Source organism: Lactobacillus sp. CBA3606, assembly GCF_002970935.1.
Lineage (GTDB): Bacteria > Bacillota > Bacilli > Lactobacillales > Lactobacillaceae > Lactiplantibacillus.
In genome coordinates this window covers 1,867,013-1,884,586 of record NZ_CP027194.1, presented here as the reverse complement: position 1 = coordinate 1,884,586, position 17,574 = coordinate 1,867,013, and the positions used below count along the sequence as shown (strand labels likewise).

The 17,574-nt window shown below is 42.5% G+C and carries 16 protein-coding genes and 2 pseudogenes; 7 read left to right on the top strand and 11 right to left on the bottom strand.

Translation table 11 applies throughout. The features are described 5' to 3' along the window. Positions 1–177 precede the first annotated feature (177 nt). Entirely contained in the window at positions 178–618 is a 441-nt protein-coding gene (locus C5Z26_RS09130) for an Rrf2 family transcriptional regulator (protein WP_105449651.1), read from the top strand. Between the two features lie 21 nt (positions 619–639). On the opposite strand, the gene C5Z26_RS12505 is transcribed toward C5Z26_RS09130, so the two are convergent. Then, positions 640–789, bottom strand: a complete 150-nt coding sequence (locus C5Z26_RS12505; protein ID WP_158682830.1) for a hypothetical protein — start codon at positions 787–789, stop codon at positions 640–642. A 52-nt stretch (positions 790–841) separates the two neighbouring features. On the opposite strand from C5Z26_RS12505, the gene C5Z26_RS09125 reads away from it, so the two are divergent. Continuing rightward, a complete protein-coding gene (locus C5Z26_RS09125) occupies positions 842–1,330 on the top strand; it encodes a flavodoxin (RefSeq protein ID WP_105449650.1) in 489 nt (162 codons plus the stop codon). A 65-nt stretch (positions 1,331–1,395) separates the two neighbouring features. Here C5Z26_RS09125 and lpdD read toward each other — a convergent pair whose 3' ends face one another. The 3 genes and pseudogenes from lpdD to C5Z26_RS12645 all read right to left on the bottom strand — a co-directional run. Continuing rightward, entirely contained in the window at positions 1,396–1,788 is a 393-nt protein-coding gene (gene lpdD, locus C5Z26_RS09120) for a prenylated flavin chaperone LpdD (RefSeq protein ID WP_105449649.1), read from the bottom strand. Between the two features lie 2 nt (positions 1,789–1,790). Continuing rightward, positions 1,791–2,354, bottom strand: a complete 564-nt coding sequence (locus C5Z26_RS09115; protein WP_105449648.1) for a UbiX family flavin prenyltransferase — start codon at positions 2,352–2,354, stop codon at positions 1,791–1,793. 230 nt (positions 2,355–2,584) lie between these two features. Continuing rightward, positions 2,585–2,722: pseudogene (locus C5Z26_RS12645) on the bottom strand (aldo/keto reductase); the annotation flags it as partial. A 121-nt stretch (positions 2,723–2,843) separates the two neighbouring features. Between C5Z26_RS12645 and C5Z26_RS09105 the strand changes: the two are divergent. Next, positions 2,844–3,731: a LysR family transcriptional regulator gene (locus tag C5Z26_RS09105; protein WP_105449647.1), complete on the top strand. Its 888-nt coding sequence runs from the start codon at positions 2,844–2,846 to the stop codon at positions 3,729–3,731. 77 nt (positions 3,732–3,808) lie between these two features. On the opposite strand, the gene C5Z26_RS09100 is transcribed toward C5Z26_RS09105, so the two are convergent. Beyond that, positions 3,809–5,962 carry a glycosyl hydrolase family 65 domain-containing protein gene (locus C5Z26_RS09100; RefSeq protein WP_105449646.1) on the bottom strand — a complete coding sequence of 718 codons (2,154 nt, stop codon included), beginning with the start codon at positions 5,960–5,962 and terminating at the stop codon, positions 3,809–3,811. A 196-nt stretch (positions 5,963–6,158) separates the two neighbouring features. Between C5Z26_RS09100 and C5Z26_RS09095 the strand changes: the two genes are divergently transcribed. Further along, entirely contained in the window at positions 6,159–6,941 is a 783-nt protein-coding gene (locus tag C5Z26_RS09095; protein ID WP_370447971.1) for a hypothetical protein, read from the top strand. Between the two features lie 70 nt (positions 6,942–7,011). Here the strand turns inward: C5Z26_RS09095 and C5Z26_RS09090 are convergent, their stop codons facing one another. From C5Z26_RS09090 to pnuC, 4 genes are all read right to left on the bottom strand, one after another. Next, complete coding sequence (locus tag C5Z26_RS09090; protein WP_370447970.1) at positions 7,012–9,015, bottom strand: PTS sugar transporter subunit IIABC; 2,004 nt, start codon at positions 9,013–9,015, stop codon at positions 7,012–7,014. Positions 9,016–9,031: 16 nt separating this feature from the next. After that, positions 9,032–10,675, bottom strand: coding sequence for an alpha,alpha-phosphotrehalase (gene treC / locus C5Z26_RS09085; RefSeq protein WP_105449644.1), 1,644 nt, complete (start codon positions 10,673–10,675; stop codon positions 9,032–9,034). Positions 10,676–10,690: 15 nt separating this feature from the next. Continuing rightward, positions 10,691–11,419, bottom strand: coding sequence for a trehalose operon repressor (treR, locus tag C5Z26_RS09080; protein WP_105449643.1), 729 nt, complete (start codon positions 11,417–11,419; stop codon positions 10,691–10,693). A gap of 207 nt (positions 11,420–11,626) precedes the next feature. Next, on the bottom strand, positions 11,627–12,403 hold the full coding sequence (gene pnuC, locus C5Z26_RS09075) for a nicotinamide riboside transporter PnuC (protein ID WP_199774990.1): 777 nt from the start codon (positions 12,401–12,403) through the stop codon (positions 11,627–11,629). A 355-nt stretch (positions 12,404–12,758) separates the two neighbouring features. Here pnuC and map point away from each other — a divergent pair, with 355 nt between their 5' ends. Further along, positions 12,759–13,547 (top strand): type I methionyl aminopeptidase, encoded by a 789-nt coding sequence (gene map, locus C5Z26_RS09070; RefSeq protein ID WP_105449641.1) that lies wholly within the window; start codon positions 12,759–12,761, stop codon positions 13,545–13,547. 161 nt (positions 13,548–13,708) lie between these two features. Here the strand turns inward: map and C5Z26_RS12500 are convergent, their stop codons facing one another. Beyond that, a complete protein-coding gene (locus tag C5Z26_RS12500; protein ID WP_158682829.1) occupies positions 13,709–13,870 on the bottom strand; it encodes a hypothetical protein in 162 nt (53 codons plus the stop codon). 437 nt (positions 13,871–14,307) lie between these two features. Between C5Z26_RS12500 and C5Z26_RS09060 the strand changes: the two are divergent. Beyond that, a pseudogene (locus C5Z26_RS09060) lies at positions 14,308–14,596 on the top strand (transposase); the annotation flags it as partial. 325 nt (positions 14,597–14,921) lie between these two features. Here the strand turns inward: C5Z26_RS09060 and C5Z26_RS09055 are convergent. Then, positions 14,922–16,367, bottom strand: coding sequence for a metallophosphoesterase family protein (locus C5Z26_RS09055; RefSeq protein ID WP_158682828.1), 1,446 nt, complete (start codon positions 16,365–16,367; stop codon positions 14,922–14,924). Positions 16,368–16,887: 520 nt separating this feature from the next. Here C5Z26_RS09055 and C5Z26_RS09050 point away from each other — a divergent pair. Then, positions 16,888–17,370, top strand: a complete 483-nt coding sequence (locus C5Z26_RS09050) for a helix-turn-helix domain-containing protein (RefSeq protein ID WP_105449638.1) — start codon at positions 16,888–16,890, stop codon at positions 17,368–17,370. The last annotated feature ends 204 nt before the right edge of the window (positions 17,371–17,574 follow it).

Genomic DNA, 17,574 nt, shown 5'->3' with positions numbered 1-17,574 from the left:
GGCTCCTTTTGCAGTAACTGCTCAATTTAGTACCATCATCATAACTGATTTTATCCTAATAAGCGATAATTATTGCTAAAAAGTTACAAGATAAGTTGATAATAACTTGATAATTGCTTTAATAATCCGCTTAGTTTATAATCACGGTAATTAATTAAGTTACAGGAGGAACCGCAGATGCGTGTGTCAACTCGTTTTAGTGATTCAATTCACCTGCTAGCATTTATCAAAATCTATGACCAGGCCAAGTTAACCAGTGACTTAATCGCCAGTAGTATTGAGACCAGTCCCGTGGTCGTGCGCCGACTAATGAGCAAGTTACGCCGGGCTGGCTTAATCACCACGACGCCGGGAACGGCCCAGCCGGCTTTAGCCAAGCCCTTAAGTGACATTTCACTTTTAACCATTTTTTATGCCATTGAAGGTGATAAGGCCCTGTTCGCAGTTGATCCCAAGACCAATCCCGAATGTATCGTCGGTGGCAATATTCAACATGTGCTCCAACAATACTATCAAGATGCGCAGACGGCCGCGGAAGCCCGCCTCGCAAAAGTTAGCATGCAAGACGTGGTCGATAGTATTTTAGTCGATCAAGCTAAAAAAGACGCGCAACACTAACGCACTGGTTATTTGCGCATATTAATCTGAATCGGCAGTCATGCGCAAACACCGCATGACTGCCGATTTTGCATTAACCGATCCATCTTGACTTTTGGCAGCCGTGACGACCGTCTTGTAGTCAGCTGCTAAAATAGTCTCGATTATTTTAGCAAAAAGCCTTGCCTTCAACTTACTTTAACCCTGTATGCTAGAGGCAATCAAATCATAAGGAGTGCTTAATATGGCAAAAAAAGTATTAATCGTTGATTATTCATGGTCACAAACAACGGCCGCAATGGCGGCTCAATTGCAACAACTCACGGCGGCAACCCGGATTGAACTCACGGTTGCACCAGGCACTTTTCCTAGCGACATGTTCGCCACCGCCGATGTTGCTAATCAGCAACTAGCTAGTGGACACTTACCTGAACTAACCAATTCATGGCCTGAGCTAACCCAATATGCCATCATTTTAGTCGGTGGTCCCGTGTGGTCGGCAAAAGTTGCTACTCCGGTTCGCACATTTCTAAAACAACTCACAACCTATTCAGGCACAGTCGCACCTTTTTATACTGATGCCGGAACACCCGGCAACTATGAAGCCGACTTTGCCAGCCTATTACCAACAACAACGGTGGTTCCAGGCATTGGGTTAACGGCAGGTGCCCTGCAATCTGCAACACAGCCACTCACAACTTGGTGGCAAACATTACTTAACGGGCTAAAGTGAACCTATGACAAAAACGCTAGTCGACCATCATTTTGATGGGGACTAGCGTTTTGTAATTCAACTAATTAACGATAATATTCAGGTTTAGCGGCTTGAATCGGATTGGCTTGTAACCAAGCAATAATTTGTTGACCTAAGTCTAAGGTCATCGGCGCGGCGGCCGCAATCTGCGCCTTCGTAATCTGATTAACATGAATCCCAGCAGTAATCGTACAACTCCCCGTTAGATGGGGCTGTAACTGTTGTGCTAAGCGTTCTGAAATAAAGTTATCTTTATGAAAGCGGCCATCATGACTTGGAAATTTAACTGTTTTTGGGCCCGTTGTCGCCGTTAGCGTGGTGACATCGCCAATATGGGGATTCGTTCCACCCGTCACGACGACCAATAAATCAAATCCAATCACTTGCAAGGTTGCCGTCATCTGGTAACCCGCTTGTGTCGTTGTAAAACTTGACATTCCTAATCGCCCTCCCAACGGTGATCATTTTTATTAGCAATTTGGAAGGCATCCAAGATTTTCATCGTCTGATGATTAACTAAGTCCTGAATGGTTTTCGGCTGATTATAAAAAGCTGGAATCGGTGGAATAATCTGTGCGCCTAATCGGGCTAGTTTCGTTAAATTTTCTAAGTGAATCACGCTCAATGGTGTTTCACGTGGAACAATCACTAACTTACGTTGCTCCTTAATCGTGACGTCCGCCGCTCGCGAAATCAAGTTATCACCAAAACCAGTCGCAATCCCCGCAACCGTCTTCATACTAGCCGGCACAATGACCATGCCATCGTTTAAGAATGACCCACTCGCAATGGTGGCGCCCTGGTCATTAATATGATACGTATAATCGGCTAACGCCTTTAATTGCTTTAAGGTGTAGTCCGTTTCCAACGCTAAATTTTTTTTGGCCCAGGTACTCATCACTAGATGGACTTCCACCGTTGGATCTTGATGCAACTTTTCTAATAGATCAACCGCATAAATCGTCCCGGACGCCCCGGTAATTCCAATCACAATCCGCTTCATCTCTATGACCTCACTTACTAACTCTTTTTTATATCGACTTTCAATCTACTCACCTTATTTATGTTAAGCGTTTCGGCGTTAACGAACAACTCGACTTTTGACTAAGTGATATTCGTTTTAAGAATATTAGCGTGAAAAGTGCTTAAAATGGCCATTCGACAGTTGTGAAATTGCAAATTAGAAACAAAATTTAGCCAACAATAATGCTCACTTTAAAGGTACCAATGTATGCGCCCAACCGCAACTTCATTTTGGTAAGCCGTAGCAGTATCAATTAAGCGATAACCTACTTGCAAGGCCTGAGTTACTGCAGACTCACATTTTTGCTCATCAATAATTTAAAAAACACCGAAACCGATTTGTGACATTTCAACCCCATTATTTAATTCTACCAATTGAATGACGCTATCATAGGTCGCAACTGAATATTTGAAAATTACCAGATAAACATGCTAATATACGTTTAACGCATGCTTAGGAGCTGATGAAATGATTGAAAATTATTTATTAGAAGAACTCACCGTCTTTGCTCAGACCGGAACACTGACCCAAACGGCGGCCCAATTGAACGTGACCCAACCATCGGTCACGCGTGGCATGCAAAAACTAGAGGATGATTTTGGTGTGCAATTATTTGTTCGCCAAGCAAATCGAATCAAACTCACGCCTACTGGTGAACTAGCTGCTAAAGAGGCCACCAAGCTGTTACAAGCGAGCACCGCCATGGTTTCCAGAGTTCAGAATTACTACCACGGTCAACACACAACAATCCTCGCCGCCACTGTCCCTGGTCCACTAATTTTATTGACTCAATTACAGAACACCCTTAACGAAAAAATTCAACTTGTCGATAAACTGGTCCCCACAGAATCGATTGAAACAGTACTGACTAGTAATCAATATTCAATCCTATTTTCCAATCAAGAGATTTTTGCGACCGACATCGAATCTCAATACATTGGTGAAGAACGACTACAAGTTAATCTAGACCAGTTTATGTACCTAGCCAACCAAGCAACCGTAACTTTCGACGAATTAAAAGGCCTAAGCTTTATCGTCATGCGTGCCATTGGCTCATGGCATAAAATAATCGAAAAACAGATTGCAAATGCAAAATTTATGTATCAAGACGATCGTGATTCTTTTACTGAAATCACTAAATATTCTCGTTTTCCATTCTTTACCACTAGCCTTTCACAGAGTGACCCTTTATATGATAAAAGTGTTAAAGCAGACACTGATCGAGTTTCCGTACCAATTAGCGACGATAGTGCTCAGATGCCAATCTATGCCAACTATTCACTGTCCCAAAAGAGCCGCTTAATCCCCTTAATTAGGGACATTCAACAACACTGGCCCACTGCTATCCCCAAATAGGAAAATTTAGTATCAAAAATGGTCCAATCAATGGGTTTTAGTCATTGATTGGACCATTATTTACTTCATTTCTAAGCTTACACTGCTAAGATACGAATCAGCCGTTGATCCGCATCGATAGTCACTTCATCACCTTGCGCGCCCGTCACGACTAAGGTCGTTGCCGTCACTTCAATCGTATAGCTAATCCCGCGATAACGTAACTTAAACGTACAACTGGTCCAGTTGGCCGGTAGCTGTGGCCGTAAAGTGGCCGCTTCATCATCAACAGTCAAACCCATCAGCCCCCAAGCAAAGTCTATCCAGCTCCCCCCCATGGCTGCTAAATGCAGACCAGCTGCCGTATTACCTTGTTCATTTTTTAGGTCCGTATTGATGGTCCGTTGAAAGAAGGCACTCGCGTCAGTATTGTCACCAAAGCGTGCCGCTGCAATCGCATGAATTGCTGGCGAAAGTGATGAATCAGGCGTTGTTAACGGTTCGTAATAATCGTAGTTGGTCTTTACTTGTGCCGTGCTGAACTGTTCTGGTAACAGCACCATTGCTAATAGTAAATCCGCCTGCTGCAAAACTTGTAACCGGTATAACATCAACGGATGGTAATGTTGCAAAAGTGGAAATTGATCCTTAGGGATGCGGGTCAAATCCAAGCGTTCCTTCGATAAGAAACTATCATCTTGTGCAATCAAATCGCCATGAGTTTCAAAGTACATCTGGTCTGCTGCGGCTTTAAAATGATCCCATTCACGTTGTGAAACTTTAAAGCGGCCGATATCTTTTTGCGTGAAGTGGTCCGTTAAATAACGTAGTTCAAACTGAACCAGATAATTTGTATAGGCATTATTATTAATTAACGCCGTATATTCATCCGGTCCGGTCACCGTATTCAAAACAAATCCTTTTTCCTGATCAAAATTGCCATAACTTAAATAAAAACGACTGGTTTCAACTAATAGCTCCTGTCCATAGTCTCGCATAAAGGTGGCATCATGCGTAATCTGATAATAGCGAATCACAAAGTAGGCAATATCCGCATTAATATGGATAGCCGTGGTGGCCGCTGAAAAGTGGGCTGATGCGGTTTCGCCATTAATCGTTTGCCAAGGGAATAAGGCCCCATTCAAGCCTAATGCTTGTGCATGCGCCTGCGCTGCCGCCAATTGATGATAACGGCCTAATAATAACTGCCGCGCTAACTGTGGGTGGTTCCAATAAAAGAAAGGAGCTTCATAGATTTCAGTGTCCCACAAGTAATGCCCATTATCGCCACTCCCGGTTAAGCCCTTTGCAGCAATGCCTTGATTACCTTGATGCGTGCCAGACGCCTGTAATAACCCAAATTGTGAAAAACGGAGGCCTAATTGCGCCGGCGAATCCCCACTAATCTGAATATCACTAATGGCCCAAAACTTGGTTAACACCGCCGTTTGTGCCGCTGCTAGTTCTGCAAAGCTCGTCGTCAACTGGGTGGTCGCCGTTGCTGATAAAGCCGTGAGGGCGCCTAATTGGAACCACCCGGTTTTAGTTAAACTGATTGGTTGCGTGGTTAACTCAAATTCACCCAGCCAATTTCCATCAGCAACCCACTGTCCCGGTTGATCGTAGTGGGTCACTAAGGTCACCATCTGTTCACTATGTGGCGCCGTATAGGTTAACCCACGTAAGGCTGGCGTTAATTGCGTCACTGCTGGTTCGATAAGCTGATCAGTCGCTTTAGCCTGGGCCTGCACATGTCGCCCAGAAATCACCCGCAACCGACCGTGTTCAAAATTAAGCGGTTGCACTTGGAGCTGTTGGGTTAATAACCCCACCGTATCCAAGCTCGCAAAGCGCGTTAAGGTAATGGCTAGTTGTCGGCCAGTCGCCTGTTCTTCCCAAGTAATCGTATGGGTAAATTGCCCGGTTTGCATGGATAACTGATAATGTTGTGCCACGAGTCGCCCTTGTTGTAAATCCACTGGCACATCGTCCAACCACAGGTCAAAACGGGTGGGCGCTGGCAATGGTAACATGGTTTGATTTTGTTTTGGAAAACCAAATTGGGCTTCACCGTATTGAATCGGGTCATCCTCATAAAACCCATTTACATAAACAGCCGTATCAGTCGGTTGTCCGGTTTGTAACTGTGGTATTTCAGTTAAATCTTTAACTCCAATCAACCCATTACTAACCGTTAATTGGGTTGCCAATTCACGGGTTGGTTGATCGGCTTCAATTGTCCATAAATCCATTTTGGGCCTCCTCAAACTCTTACCTGCTAACCGTCTAAAACTGGTTATCAAATAATCAGCTCTCACTTTCCATTATACCGCGGTCACCTCGAATTACCGCCGAAAGTCATCAGTCTTTTAAAATTTGAACTTTATTTGTGTGGTCCGCAGTACTTTGACTTATACTCAGGGTAGTTTATTTAGTCAGGAGAGATGCGTGTTGGCAAAATGGCGAACAACTCAAACTTCACAACCATTCATTAATACCGCCAGTCATCGGCGTCAACTCCAGCTAGCTGTTCAGACGGCGCTACCGGCTACTGTTCACATCCTCGCGCGGAACTTTGCGCGGTCTAGTGCCAGTTCCTACTGGTTATTAATGTTGGATCAACCAGCGCCACAAGCCGCCCGTTTTTTAACGTTACGGCTAGCCGACCATCCGCTATGGTTAACAAATCACGATCAATTAGCGCTAACTTGGCAAGCTGGTGATTTTTTAGCGTTGCAACAAACGTTACATAACCACCTGACCGCCGCTAATTTAACCCATTATAGTTATGCCCTAACGCCAACAGATCTCATCACGTTACGGTTACTGCTGCACCTAGAACAACACCAACTCATCTGGTTAGTTCAACTATCACCGGTGATTGCTAAAGCCTATAAGAATCAACAGCTCGACTTGTACACCGATTTTCCACACACAAAATTATTATTAGGCGATATGAACAACAGTCGTTTGCAACTAATTCCCGTCAATCAACCCGGCTTTCAGGCGCGTTTGGGACAGCTCTTTGGGCGCAATTTATTGTTCTCCCAATTCACGAGCCACCGCTTATTACGCTTGCTTCCAACTAATCAATGGATTCGACCTTTACTGCAAGTCTTGCCACCGACGCCGAATCTTGAACAACACTTGGCGACCACGTATGGCACCGACTTTGTGCGTATTTACGTTGAAGCGATGCATCAGCAAGCCCATGTGAGTCAGCTAAATTAAAAAAAACGGCATGAATTCGAGAAAATAAACGAATTCATGCCGTTTTTGCGTCGCATTGAGCTGTTTGAAATTAGGCCGTTGCGCCTAAATGACGTTTCTTAGGCGCCGTCTTAACGGTCGCGACATCTTCATCCTTAAAGCCGAAGAACCAAGTTAAGGTAAATGACACCACAATTGTGGCAAGCGTCGCAATCCAATAACCCCAGAAGCTAAAGTCCAACCCCTTCGGATTCACAAAGGAGGTAAAGCCAATTAACGAACCGCTAAAGCCCCACATATTAACGTGTAATAGTCCGGTCAAGAACCCCCCAACGGCGGCCCCAATACTAGCGGTGACAAAGGCGCGACCATACTTCAAGTTAATCCCATACATCGCCGGTTCCGTCACGCCAGAAAAGGCTGAAATGGTTGCCGGCCAAGCTAACTCTTTGATATTAGCTAATTTAGACTTCATCGCAATCGCCAGTACGGCCCCACCTTGAGCAACCATCGTTGCAGAAATGATGGCATTTAAATAACTATGCCCTGTCGACGCAATATCGTTGGCGACGATTGGAATCAAGGCCCAATGTAATCCAAAAATCACGAGGACTTGATAGAAGCCACCAATAATCAAGCCAGAAATTGCCGGACTCAAGTTATAGATTGCCACAATGGCATTGGCTAAGCCCGTTGAAATCACGGTAATGATTGGCCCGAGGAATAAGATAATGACCCCGGAAATAATAACCACTTCGAATAATGGCACAAAAATCATCCGCAAAACAACCGGAATCACCCGTTTTAACCACGGTTCAAGCTTGCTAGCCAGCCAAGCCCCCGCAATCATTGGAAAAATAGAATACGTGTACGACGCCATATGCACCGGTAAGCCAAAGAAACTCGCATTCACACTCATACCGAGGAAAGTCCCCAACGTCTTGCCCCCGCCCGCAATTGAAACCAAGGTCGGATAGGTCAAGACCCCACCAATAATCCCCATAATGACAGGATCAGAGCCTAATTTTTTCGCAGCGGTGAAGCCGACAAAAATCGGTAAGAAGTAAAACACCGAATCACCCATGGCATTAATAATGATATACGTCGACGCTTTCGGATCAACGATATTAAAGGTCGTCAGTAATGCCAGCACCCCTTTTAAAATCCCGGAAGCAGCCAATAATCCAATCACCGGAATCATCGACCCCGTAATCACCCCAATTAGACTACTAAAAGCATACTTGATTTGCCCCCACAACGTGGTTGGCCGATTAGCAGCGGCATTGGTTTCGGCGACCGCTTTAGCCGTTTCCGCATCATTGGATAATTCGGGTCCGATTAACTTAATTACGGCATCATAGACATCCGTCACGGCTGGCCCAATAATCACTTGATATTGACCGCCAGCTTTCGCAACGTCGATGACGCCCTTTAAATTCGCAATAACGTCATCATTAGCCTGCTGTTCATCCTTAAGGTAGAAGCGCAGCCGCGTAATACAATGAATCAAGCTTTTAATATTCTCAACGCCACCGACATTAGCGACAATCGCTGCGGCTAGTTCATCATACTTACCGGCTTGTGGCAAACGTCCTTGCTGTTTAGCATTAAATGTATTGGCATTCAATCGTCCCGTCGCAACCATTTGGCCTGCCGTAGTGGTCCCGGTCGCAATATCTAACGAGGCCAACTTATCACTAGAATTAGTCACCGCTAGAATCACGGTCGTCTGCTTATTGGCTTGTTCAATAGCTGCTAAATCCATGGTCGCAATCACGTCGCCGGCTTTCACCTCGTCGCCAACCTTGACCGTTAAGGTAAACGGCGCACCTTTTAAGTCCACCGTATCAATCCCTAAATGTACCAACACTTCCAAGTTATCAGCCGGTGTACTGAAGCCAATCGCGTGCTTGGTTTCAGCGACCATTGTCACTTTACCACTGACTGGCGCGACGATTTGCCCAGCACTAGGCTGAACGCCAAATCCAAGTCCCAACATGCCGGCTGAAAAGACCGGATCTTTCACTGATTTTAACGGTATCACAGTCCCAGTAACGGGGGTTGCAATTGTAACCGTTTGCATTTTCTTCACCATAAAAATGGCCTCCTTTTTATGCTTGCATTAAGACAACTGACTGGTAAGGTTTCAAAACTAAGTTAGGTTGCACCTGAACTTGCGTATAGTTAGAGAGTAAGACTTTGGCCGTGACCATTGCAGTCGGGAGGGTCACGGTCGTTGCCGTGCCGTAAAAGTTATTTAAGACTAGTAACCGTTGCGTCCCTAGTTGACGCCAATAACCAAAGACTTGATCATCATCTAAACGCCACGGCTGATAATCCCCATCCGCAACAATTGGCATCGTTTTCCGCAAGTGAATCAACTGTTGATAATAATTAAAAATTTCGCCATGGGCTAATTCCTCATCAACATTAATCTCAGCCTGATTAGTTGGCTGAAGCCAGGGCGTGCCGGTCGTAAAGCCAGCGGTGGCACTCGCATCCCATTGCATCGGTGTCCGTGAATTATCCCGCGCTTTGGCTTTGACAATGGTGAAAGCATCTTCAGGGCGATACCCCTGTTGAATCAAGGTGTGATAAGCATTCTCGGCTTCAACATCCACATAGTCAGTCATCGACTGATAATCCGGATCGGTCATCCCGATTTCTTCACCCATATATATGAACGGCGTGCCCCGCATCAAATGAATAACGGTGGCTAACATCTCGGCCGACTTAGTACGGTACTTGCCAGCATCGCCAAAGCGATTAATGGCCCGCGGTTGATCGTGGTTATTCCAAAATAGTGCTTGCCAACCACCACCGACAGCCATTCCCTTGGCCCAGTCGTCTAAAAGTCGTTTCAGGCGGGGAAAGTTAAAGGGCATCTTTGACCATTTGCGACCATCGACATAATCGGTCTTTAAATGATGGAAATTAAACACCATCGATAGTTCCTGATTAGCCGGTGCCGTGTACCCAATACTATTTTCAATCGTGGTCGATGACATCTCACCGACAGTAATGCTAGCCGCATCTTGACCATAGCTGGCTTGATTCAGTGCTCGCAAATAATCATGCACCACCGGTTGATCCGTATAAAGCGTCTTGCTGGCAACACCAGCGGGAGCATCCACTAAGGTGGTGGCTTTGCCGGTCACATTGAAAACATCAAAGCGAAAGCCTTTAACGCCCTTTTGACGCCAAAAGTTAACGACTGCGCTACAAGCCGCACGCACGGCAGGGTTATGCCAATCCAAATCCGCTTGGGTGGGGTCGTATAGGTGTAAATAATATAAACCAGTCGTCCCAAACGGTGCCCAGGCCGGCCCACCAAACTTCGATTCCCAATTCGTTGGTAATTGGCCATTGGCTTTGGCTGGTCGCAAATAATAAAATTTTTGATAGTTAGGATCGCCGGCTAATGCCTTTTGAAACCAGGGATGCGCCGTCGATGTATGATTGAAGACCATATCGAGCATGACTTCAATCCCGACTGCCTTGAGCTTCGCGACCAATTCGTCAAAATCAGCCATCGTCCCAAAAGTTGGGTCAATTTGGTAATAATCCGCAATATCATAACCGTTATCATTTTGCGGTGATACAAAGAATGGATTGAACCAAATCATATCAATATTCAGCTTTGCTAAATAAGGAATCTTGGCAATAATGCCTTGTAGATCACCAATCCCATCACCATCACTATCATAAAATGATTTTGGATAAAGCTGATAAATGACTTGTTGTGATAATTTCATAACGCCGGCTCCTCTCTAATTTGACTTCTTAGTCCGGCGGGCAAAGTCCCGAAACCGAAACTTATCTGCACGATGTCGTGATTCGGTATATTGGAATGGCGTCGCATCCGCTAGACTAGTGACACTCCGGACCACTGCCATATACGCCCCAGCTGCTAAGTTGAGGCGTTCACAATCTTCAGCGTTCGCCGGCTCCATCGTAATCTCTTTGGTGGCATAGGCAATCTCTAACCCCAATTCATCCTCAAAGTAGGCATACAATGAATCTTCAGCCGCACTTTTTGGTAAATCCGGTACCACCGCTTGTAAAATATAATCCTTGTCGATAATATCTGGTTCGCTATCAATGACGCGAATCCGCTTAATCGCAGTCACTGGTTCGGCAGCCATCTCGACCCCTAACGATGTAAACTTTTGAACTGGTAAGCTCACATGTGGTTCAAAGTAGTACACGTCATTTTCAGTATTCACATGTAGCTGTTGCGCTAACTCCTTATAGCTGACAATCCCAGAAACTGGAAATTCATACTGTCGATGTTCAATTACCATCGACCCCTTCCCACGAATTTTCTGGATATAACCATCCTCAGCTAACATTGCCAAGGCCTTGCGCCCAGTTTCTCGTGAGATACCGTAAAGTTCACAGATTTGATATTCACTCGGCAGATAAGTGCCTAGTTTGTAAACCTCGCGATCAATTTTTTGCATTAAGTCATCATAAACTAGTGCTGATTTATTTCGCATCTACTTGGCCCTCCAATTGATTAAGCAATCGCTTTCAAGGCTGACTATAAACTTGTTTAGACAAGTTGTCAAATAGCAACGCTTTTTGCTTTTAATAATGAGTTTCATTATGTTTTAGCTTGTCTATACTAGCTAGACAAGTTATCAAAAAAAACGATTGCGACGTCAATCATCGCAATCGTTTTTTAATCGTGTTACCTATTCTGATTAATGATTTAAACTAAAGTCCGTTGCCGCATCATCTGTTGATTCACTGGCGGCCTTTTCTTCGGCAATCAAGCGAGCCCGTTCATGCTTGTTGTACCAAGGCGAAACAGTAAACGCTAAAACGTCATTCATTAAGTAAACGGAACTATTAATGAACATCGCTAAGGTTGCGGAACCTTGTCGGAACGAGATGAACCAAAGGACCATTTGCGCTAGCCCTGATGCAATCCACCAGAAATATTGATTATTGTAACGTAAGTAGCAAATCACACCCGCTGTTAGGCAAATGGCGAAACTAATCGCATCAACCCACGGCCGTGGATCATCCGTTAAAGCGCCGATTAAGTAACCGGATACCCCGTACACCACTAAGGTTGCCACAATGGCCACGACCCAAGTCCGGCCAGTAAACTTTCGAATTTTCGAGACCATGTTGACATTCCAGCTCGCACTGAGTAACACCGGAATATCCAAGGTCACGACGTAAGCAAGTTGTTCCCCAATACTTAAATAGTTTTTCGCTGAAAAACCAACAACAATGAAGCAAATTGCTGATATAACGCCCAACAAACCGTTGACTGATTTCGCCGCATTGATTGCTAAGACACATAAAACACCCAAGGTCGTCCCAATAAATGTTAGAATAGATAGGATTGTGATAGGCGCACTTACCAAGGTCATCACTTGGCAACCCAAGCTAAAATAGAATAAATAGTAATTCTGTTGTGGCCAACCTTTTAATTGGTGGGACAAAAATTTAAAATAATTACTCAAAATAAAGTTCCTCTTTCCATCGCTAAATATACCGCTGTATGCTAATAGTTGGCCAACTATTCGGTAGCCACTACAGTATGTAGTGGCCTTGTTTGAAACAACACTATATATTGTATCATTAACTTTTGGGATAACCAGCCTTTATTTTGAAATGGCGACTCAATTGTAAACAACCAATCCGCTTACTTGCCCGCCAATTCAATATCCGGAGCCGAGCAAATTTTTTATAACTTTTTTATTGCGCAGCCTTAGCCTGACACACCACAAACAATGCATTTTGTCGGATATGGCTGATTGCAGTATACTAACAAAGGAACCAATTTTACTCATAAATTCATTTAATTTTTTTGGAGGAAACATGATAACTCTTAAATCAGATCGCGAGATTAAGGGCATGCAAGCAGCTGGCGACATCATGGTCGGCTTGTTTCATGCCTTAGAAGATTACATTAAGCCTGGCATTACAACTTGGGATGTGGATCATTTTGCTTATGATTACATTACCGCCCACGACGCCACCCCGGGTGAACTTAACTTTGAAGGCTACAAATACTCAACTTGTGTCAGCGTTAATGACATGATTTGTCACGGTTGCCCTAGTAAAGACATCTTAGTTAAAGACGGCGATTTATTAAAAATCGACACCGTCATTAACTACCATGGTTACTTGAGTGACTCTTGCCACGCTTTCGTTGCCGGTACAGCCTCACCAGAAGTCAAAAAACTAATGGCCGTCACCTATGAAGCACTTTACCGTGGGATTGACCAAGCCGTTGTTGGCAACCGTATCGGTGATATCGGCTGGGCAATTCAAGATTACGCTGAAAACCAAATGGGTTACGGCGTGGTCCGCGAATACATCGGCCATGGTATCGGACCAACGATGCATGAAAAACCAGACGTCCCTCATTATGGTGAAGCTGGTCACGGGACACGGCTCAAGGCTGGGATGACGATTACCATTGAACCAATGGTGAACATCGGCGACTGGCGTTCTGGCGAAACAGCTGATGATGGCTGGACCGTCCGGACGATGGATGGCAGTTTAAGTTGCCAGTATGAACATACCCTCGTTATTACCGATGATGGGCCTAAGATTTTATCCTCATTCGATCATGCAGCGGATGCGGCCTATTTATTAAAATAATTCTGTTTGATACAATCGAATTTCAAACCTCGATAAAACAAAAATAAAGTGACCCTCAAGGCTTGGACAATATTTGTCCTAATTGAGGATCACTTTATTTTTTATTTGTTTGAAAACGCCACATAATAATGCTTATTGAAACAAGAAAACTAATTTAAAATTTACGTTCTAAGCAACAAGATTGCTAATGCGAAGAATGCAAACGCAATGGCTTCTTTTAGTCTAAGCTTGTTAGCAAATTGGTAGTCCGCAACCGTTGGTATAATGATTTTTTGATTAGGATCAGGCTGTTGCGACCAATAATTATAGATTTGTTTAGGCATTATGATAATCCCTGGAATATACGATAAAAATGCGATAGCTAGGAACTCTTGATTGATTATCCCATGAATCAGTTGATACCCGGTGAAGAAATATAGTACCGTACCAATGCTAGAACATAGATAACAGCCCCAAACAATCAGTTTATTACGTTTGGAGGCTTCGTATGGCCCGTTAAAAATAACATTTGAAGTGAACCCCATAAATTAGAGTGAATTTCTAAGCTGCTAATTGGCTGGTATGTTCCCGGTATTTTACCGGGGATATACCGGCCAATTTTGTTATGCCTTTAGGCCTAGTTGAGCGCGCTAAAGCGTGTGAAACAAAAAACCACCCGCTATGCGGGCGGATGGCAAAATGGTTAAACCAAAACGCCCCCATCAGATTTAGAATGTAAGTGTCAGAGCCAAACATTCAAAATCGAAAGGAAACGTCAGAAATGGCGAATAAACTAAATAGTCTTGCGCATACCAAATGGCTTTGTAAGTACCATAGCGTATTCACTCCAAAATATAGGAGAAAAATAATTTATAATCAATATCAACGTGAGTTGCAAGATGATATTTACTTGTTGTACCAATACAAAGGCATAAAACTTGTGGAAGGTAAATCGGCATTGATGATGTTTGTTCAACATGAAATTTAAAAATCGACATTTCTGGTCAGTTGGTTATTATGTCAGCACAGTTGGATTAAATGGATCAACCACCAAGAGGTATATACGTGATCATTAGGAAATATGGAGTCTCTATTAAGGGTCCAGGTAAGTAATACCAGCAAGCACCGCGTAAAGCAGTGGCAAAAGTGACAAGAGTGGTTTGGCTTTGATACATAAAAGCCAGCATCTCGAGATGCTGGCAAGTACATAGAGCTTATAACCCTGGAGTAAATTATTCGTTTTATGGGTAGTTATGATTTTAAGGGGAATTCAATAATTACTGTACCAATTAATATAACGCTCTTAGGCTTCTTTGAGTGACTCGATATCTTCGCAAAGGCGGATGAACACTTAAACATTCAGTTTTTTAGAGTTCAAAGATTTATGAATTCATCTTATCTTTTAATGGTCGTATCAAGTGTTGGCCGTTTATAATTTATAAGACTAGTTAAATCGAAGCCGGTGTTACTCTGAGCATAAATAGAGCATATGACGAATAAGTCTTTGTTGGCAAATTTGACCATCTTAAATGTGCCTGAAGATGCTGGAATGTGATGGTGACCATGAATGACACCGAGGATATTATAATTGGTAAATAATTCTTTTATCTTGGGTTCCAGACAAACATAATTTTCATGATAATCTACATTTTTTGATGTGAGCAGACTTAATTCATTGAATAATGGTGCGTGTGAGATGATGATTGTTGGTATCGTGTAATTATAATCTAATAGTTCATTTAATTTTTGGAGTAAAAAATGCTGTTCTTCATTTATCCGTTTATTAAATTCAATCGGTATAGTTATACCAATGTAACGAACACCGTCATGTATGGTACTATTATTGTTCAAAATCGTCATTTTTGGAAATCGTAACTGTAGTTCAGAACTGACACTTTTATAAAAATCATTGTCACCAATTGGTAGCATCCACCACCGACGTGTCGAAGCATCGACAAATTTTTTAAACCATGGTTCTCTTAAAAAAGAAGCACCTCTTGTGCCTATCTGTCTTGCTAAGAGCGTAGTCTGCGTAAGTGCATCTGTTGTATCATGGTTTCCGAGTACATAGACACCTCTGATGTGCTTATCAGTGACCTGTGAGTCTGAAATATCACCAGCTAAGATATTAAAGTGTTGGTTAATAATTGGCAGTTTACTGTTAGTTGAATGGATATCTGAAACGACGTTTAAGAGATTGTCATTTTCCGCTGTAGTGGTATTTTCAAAGTAGGGTGCTAATAAATTAGGACTAATGCTTTGTTTAGTGTAATTTTTTCTATTCTGAATCAGTGTTTTTCCAACCTCCGATTTTAAGATTGGTTTATTTGATAATTTAATATCTAGATTACTATTATTTTCGTTCATTGCTAATAATTTTTCTGCAGTATGAAAATTTGAATGAGTACTCAGATATCCGTCTGGATTAATTACTCGAGTTTGATTTTCCATGGCGGGTAGCATGGCAATAACTGCTCGGCCGTTTGTTGCAATTGGCAGAATATGTATTAATTGTATAACAAATTGCATGTAAGCTTTTAAATATTCAGATATACCGCTTGACCGATTGATTTTAATTAGAAATTTAGCAGGAATATTTGCTGAAATGGCACCAGTTTCTTCATGTTGTAGAAGTCGACCATTGATTTGTATTTCAAATAATGGATCATTAAAAATTTGTTGATAGGATTGATTAACCGCAACTGAATTTTTCCCGTAGACTTGACTATTTATTTTGTTTAATGCAAAGGCAAAATAATTCAGTAGATTACTCTTTTCCTGACGAATATGTTGATGGACTTTTTCTGGATTGAGCAGATATTGAATTGCAGATTGTTGCATGTAATTACGAGTGGTGTCGTACGGAATTGTTGAATAAACAATATTTCCTAAGGATATTATGGTTAATGAGTCGTCATTAACATTGTAGACTAATTTAAAAAATGTATCCTTATATAGTGTTTTGTTCACTGGTCGTCGTCTGTTTTCTGGATAAAGTGAAAAAGCATTTTCCAAATTATGGACCGTGTTCAGATTTGCTGAATTAACTACAATCTGTTTTTTGTTTTTATTAGGTTTCATACAAATATTTTAGAGCAAATTTAATAAAACGGCAACTTATGTTGACTTAATAATAAATATTGTACTTTACCTATCTAGATAGTAATGCAGAATATTTTAGTGTGAAGCTTTATGAATGGTTTTGTTTGTAGGAATATGCCACAAGAGATGAGTGCTTTTTCAAGCTCTTTAGGTGTTAAAAGACATCAATAAATGAAATAAATAAAAAGCTGTCCAGACGACTAAAGTTGCTAAAGTGAACCCCCTGAGTTGGAGTAAATCCAAACTCAAGGGGGTTACTATGTTTTCAGCTAAAATAAAGCAACAAGTATTAAGGGAATATCTCCAGGGAACTTCGTCCCTGTTACTTATGAAAAAGTATGACATTAAAGGAAGTGCAACGATTTATCAGTGGCTCACTCAATTTAAAATTTTTGGAATTCAAGGATTAGAGCATTGTCGTAGGAAGACATTTTATGACTATTCCTTTAAAATTAAAGTTATCAAATGGCGACAAGAACACCATGCCTCATATCCAGTAACGGCAACCCATTTCAGATTAAAGCAACCGATGATGGTTTGGGACTGGGAACGCAAACTGATTGAGGGACGTCTTAAGCCATCTAAAGGACGGTCTTTAAAAATGACAGATAAATCTAAACAACCCAAAACTTTGAAGCAACTTCAAGAAGAAAACGAGCTTTTACGAATACGGGTAGCATACTTGGAAAAACTCGAAGCCTTGGCACAGAAAAAATCTCAAACCAAGAAAAAGCCCAGCTAATCACTGAGCTAAGGCGTAAATTCAATGTTAAATTAGTTGTGGTTTTAAAAGCAGTACAGATGTCGAGTAGTAGTTACCACGATGCACTTCACCGTGACTATCAATCATAACTACCCGTAAAACGGGTAGTTTGCTCCAGGGCTATAAGCCCTATGTACTTGCCAGCATCTCAAGGCGCTGGCTTTTGTGTATCAAAGCCAAACT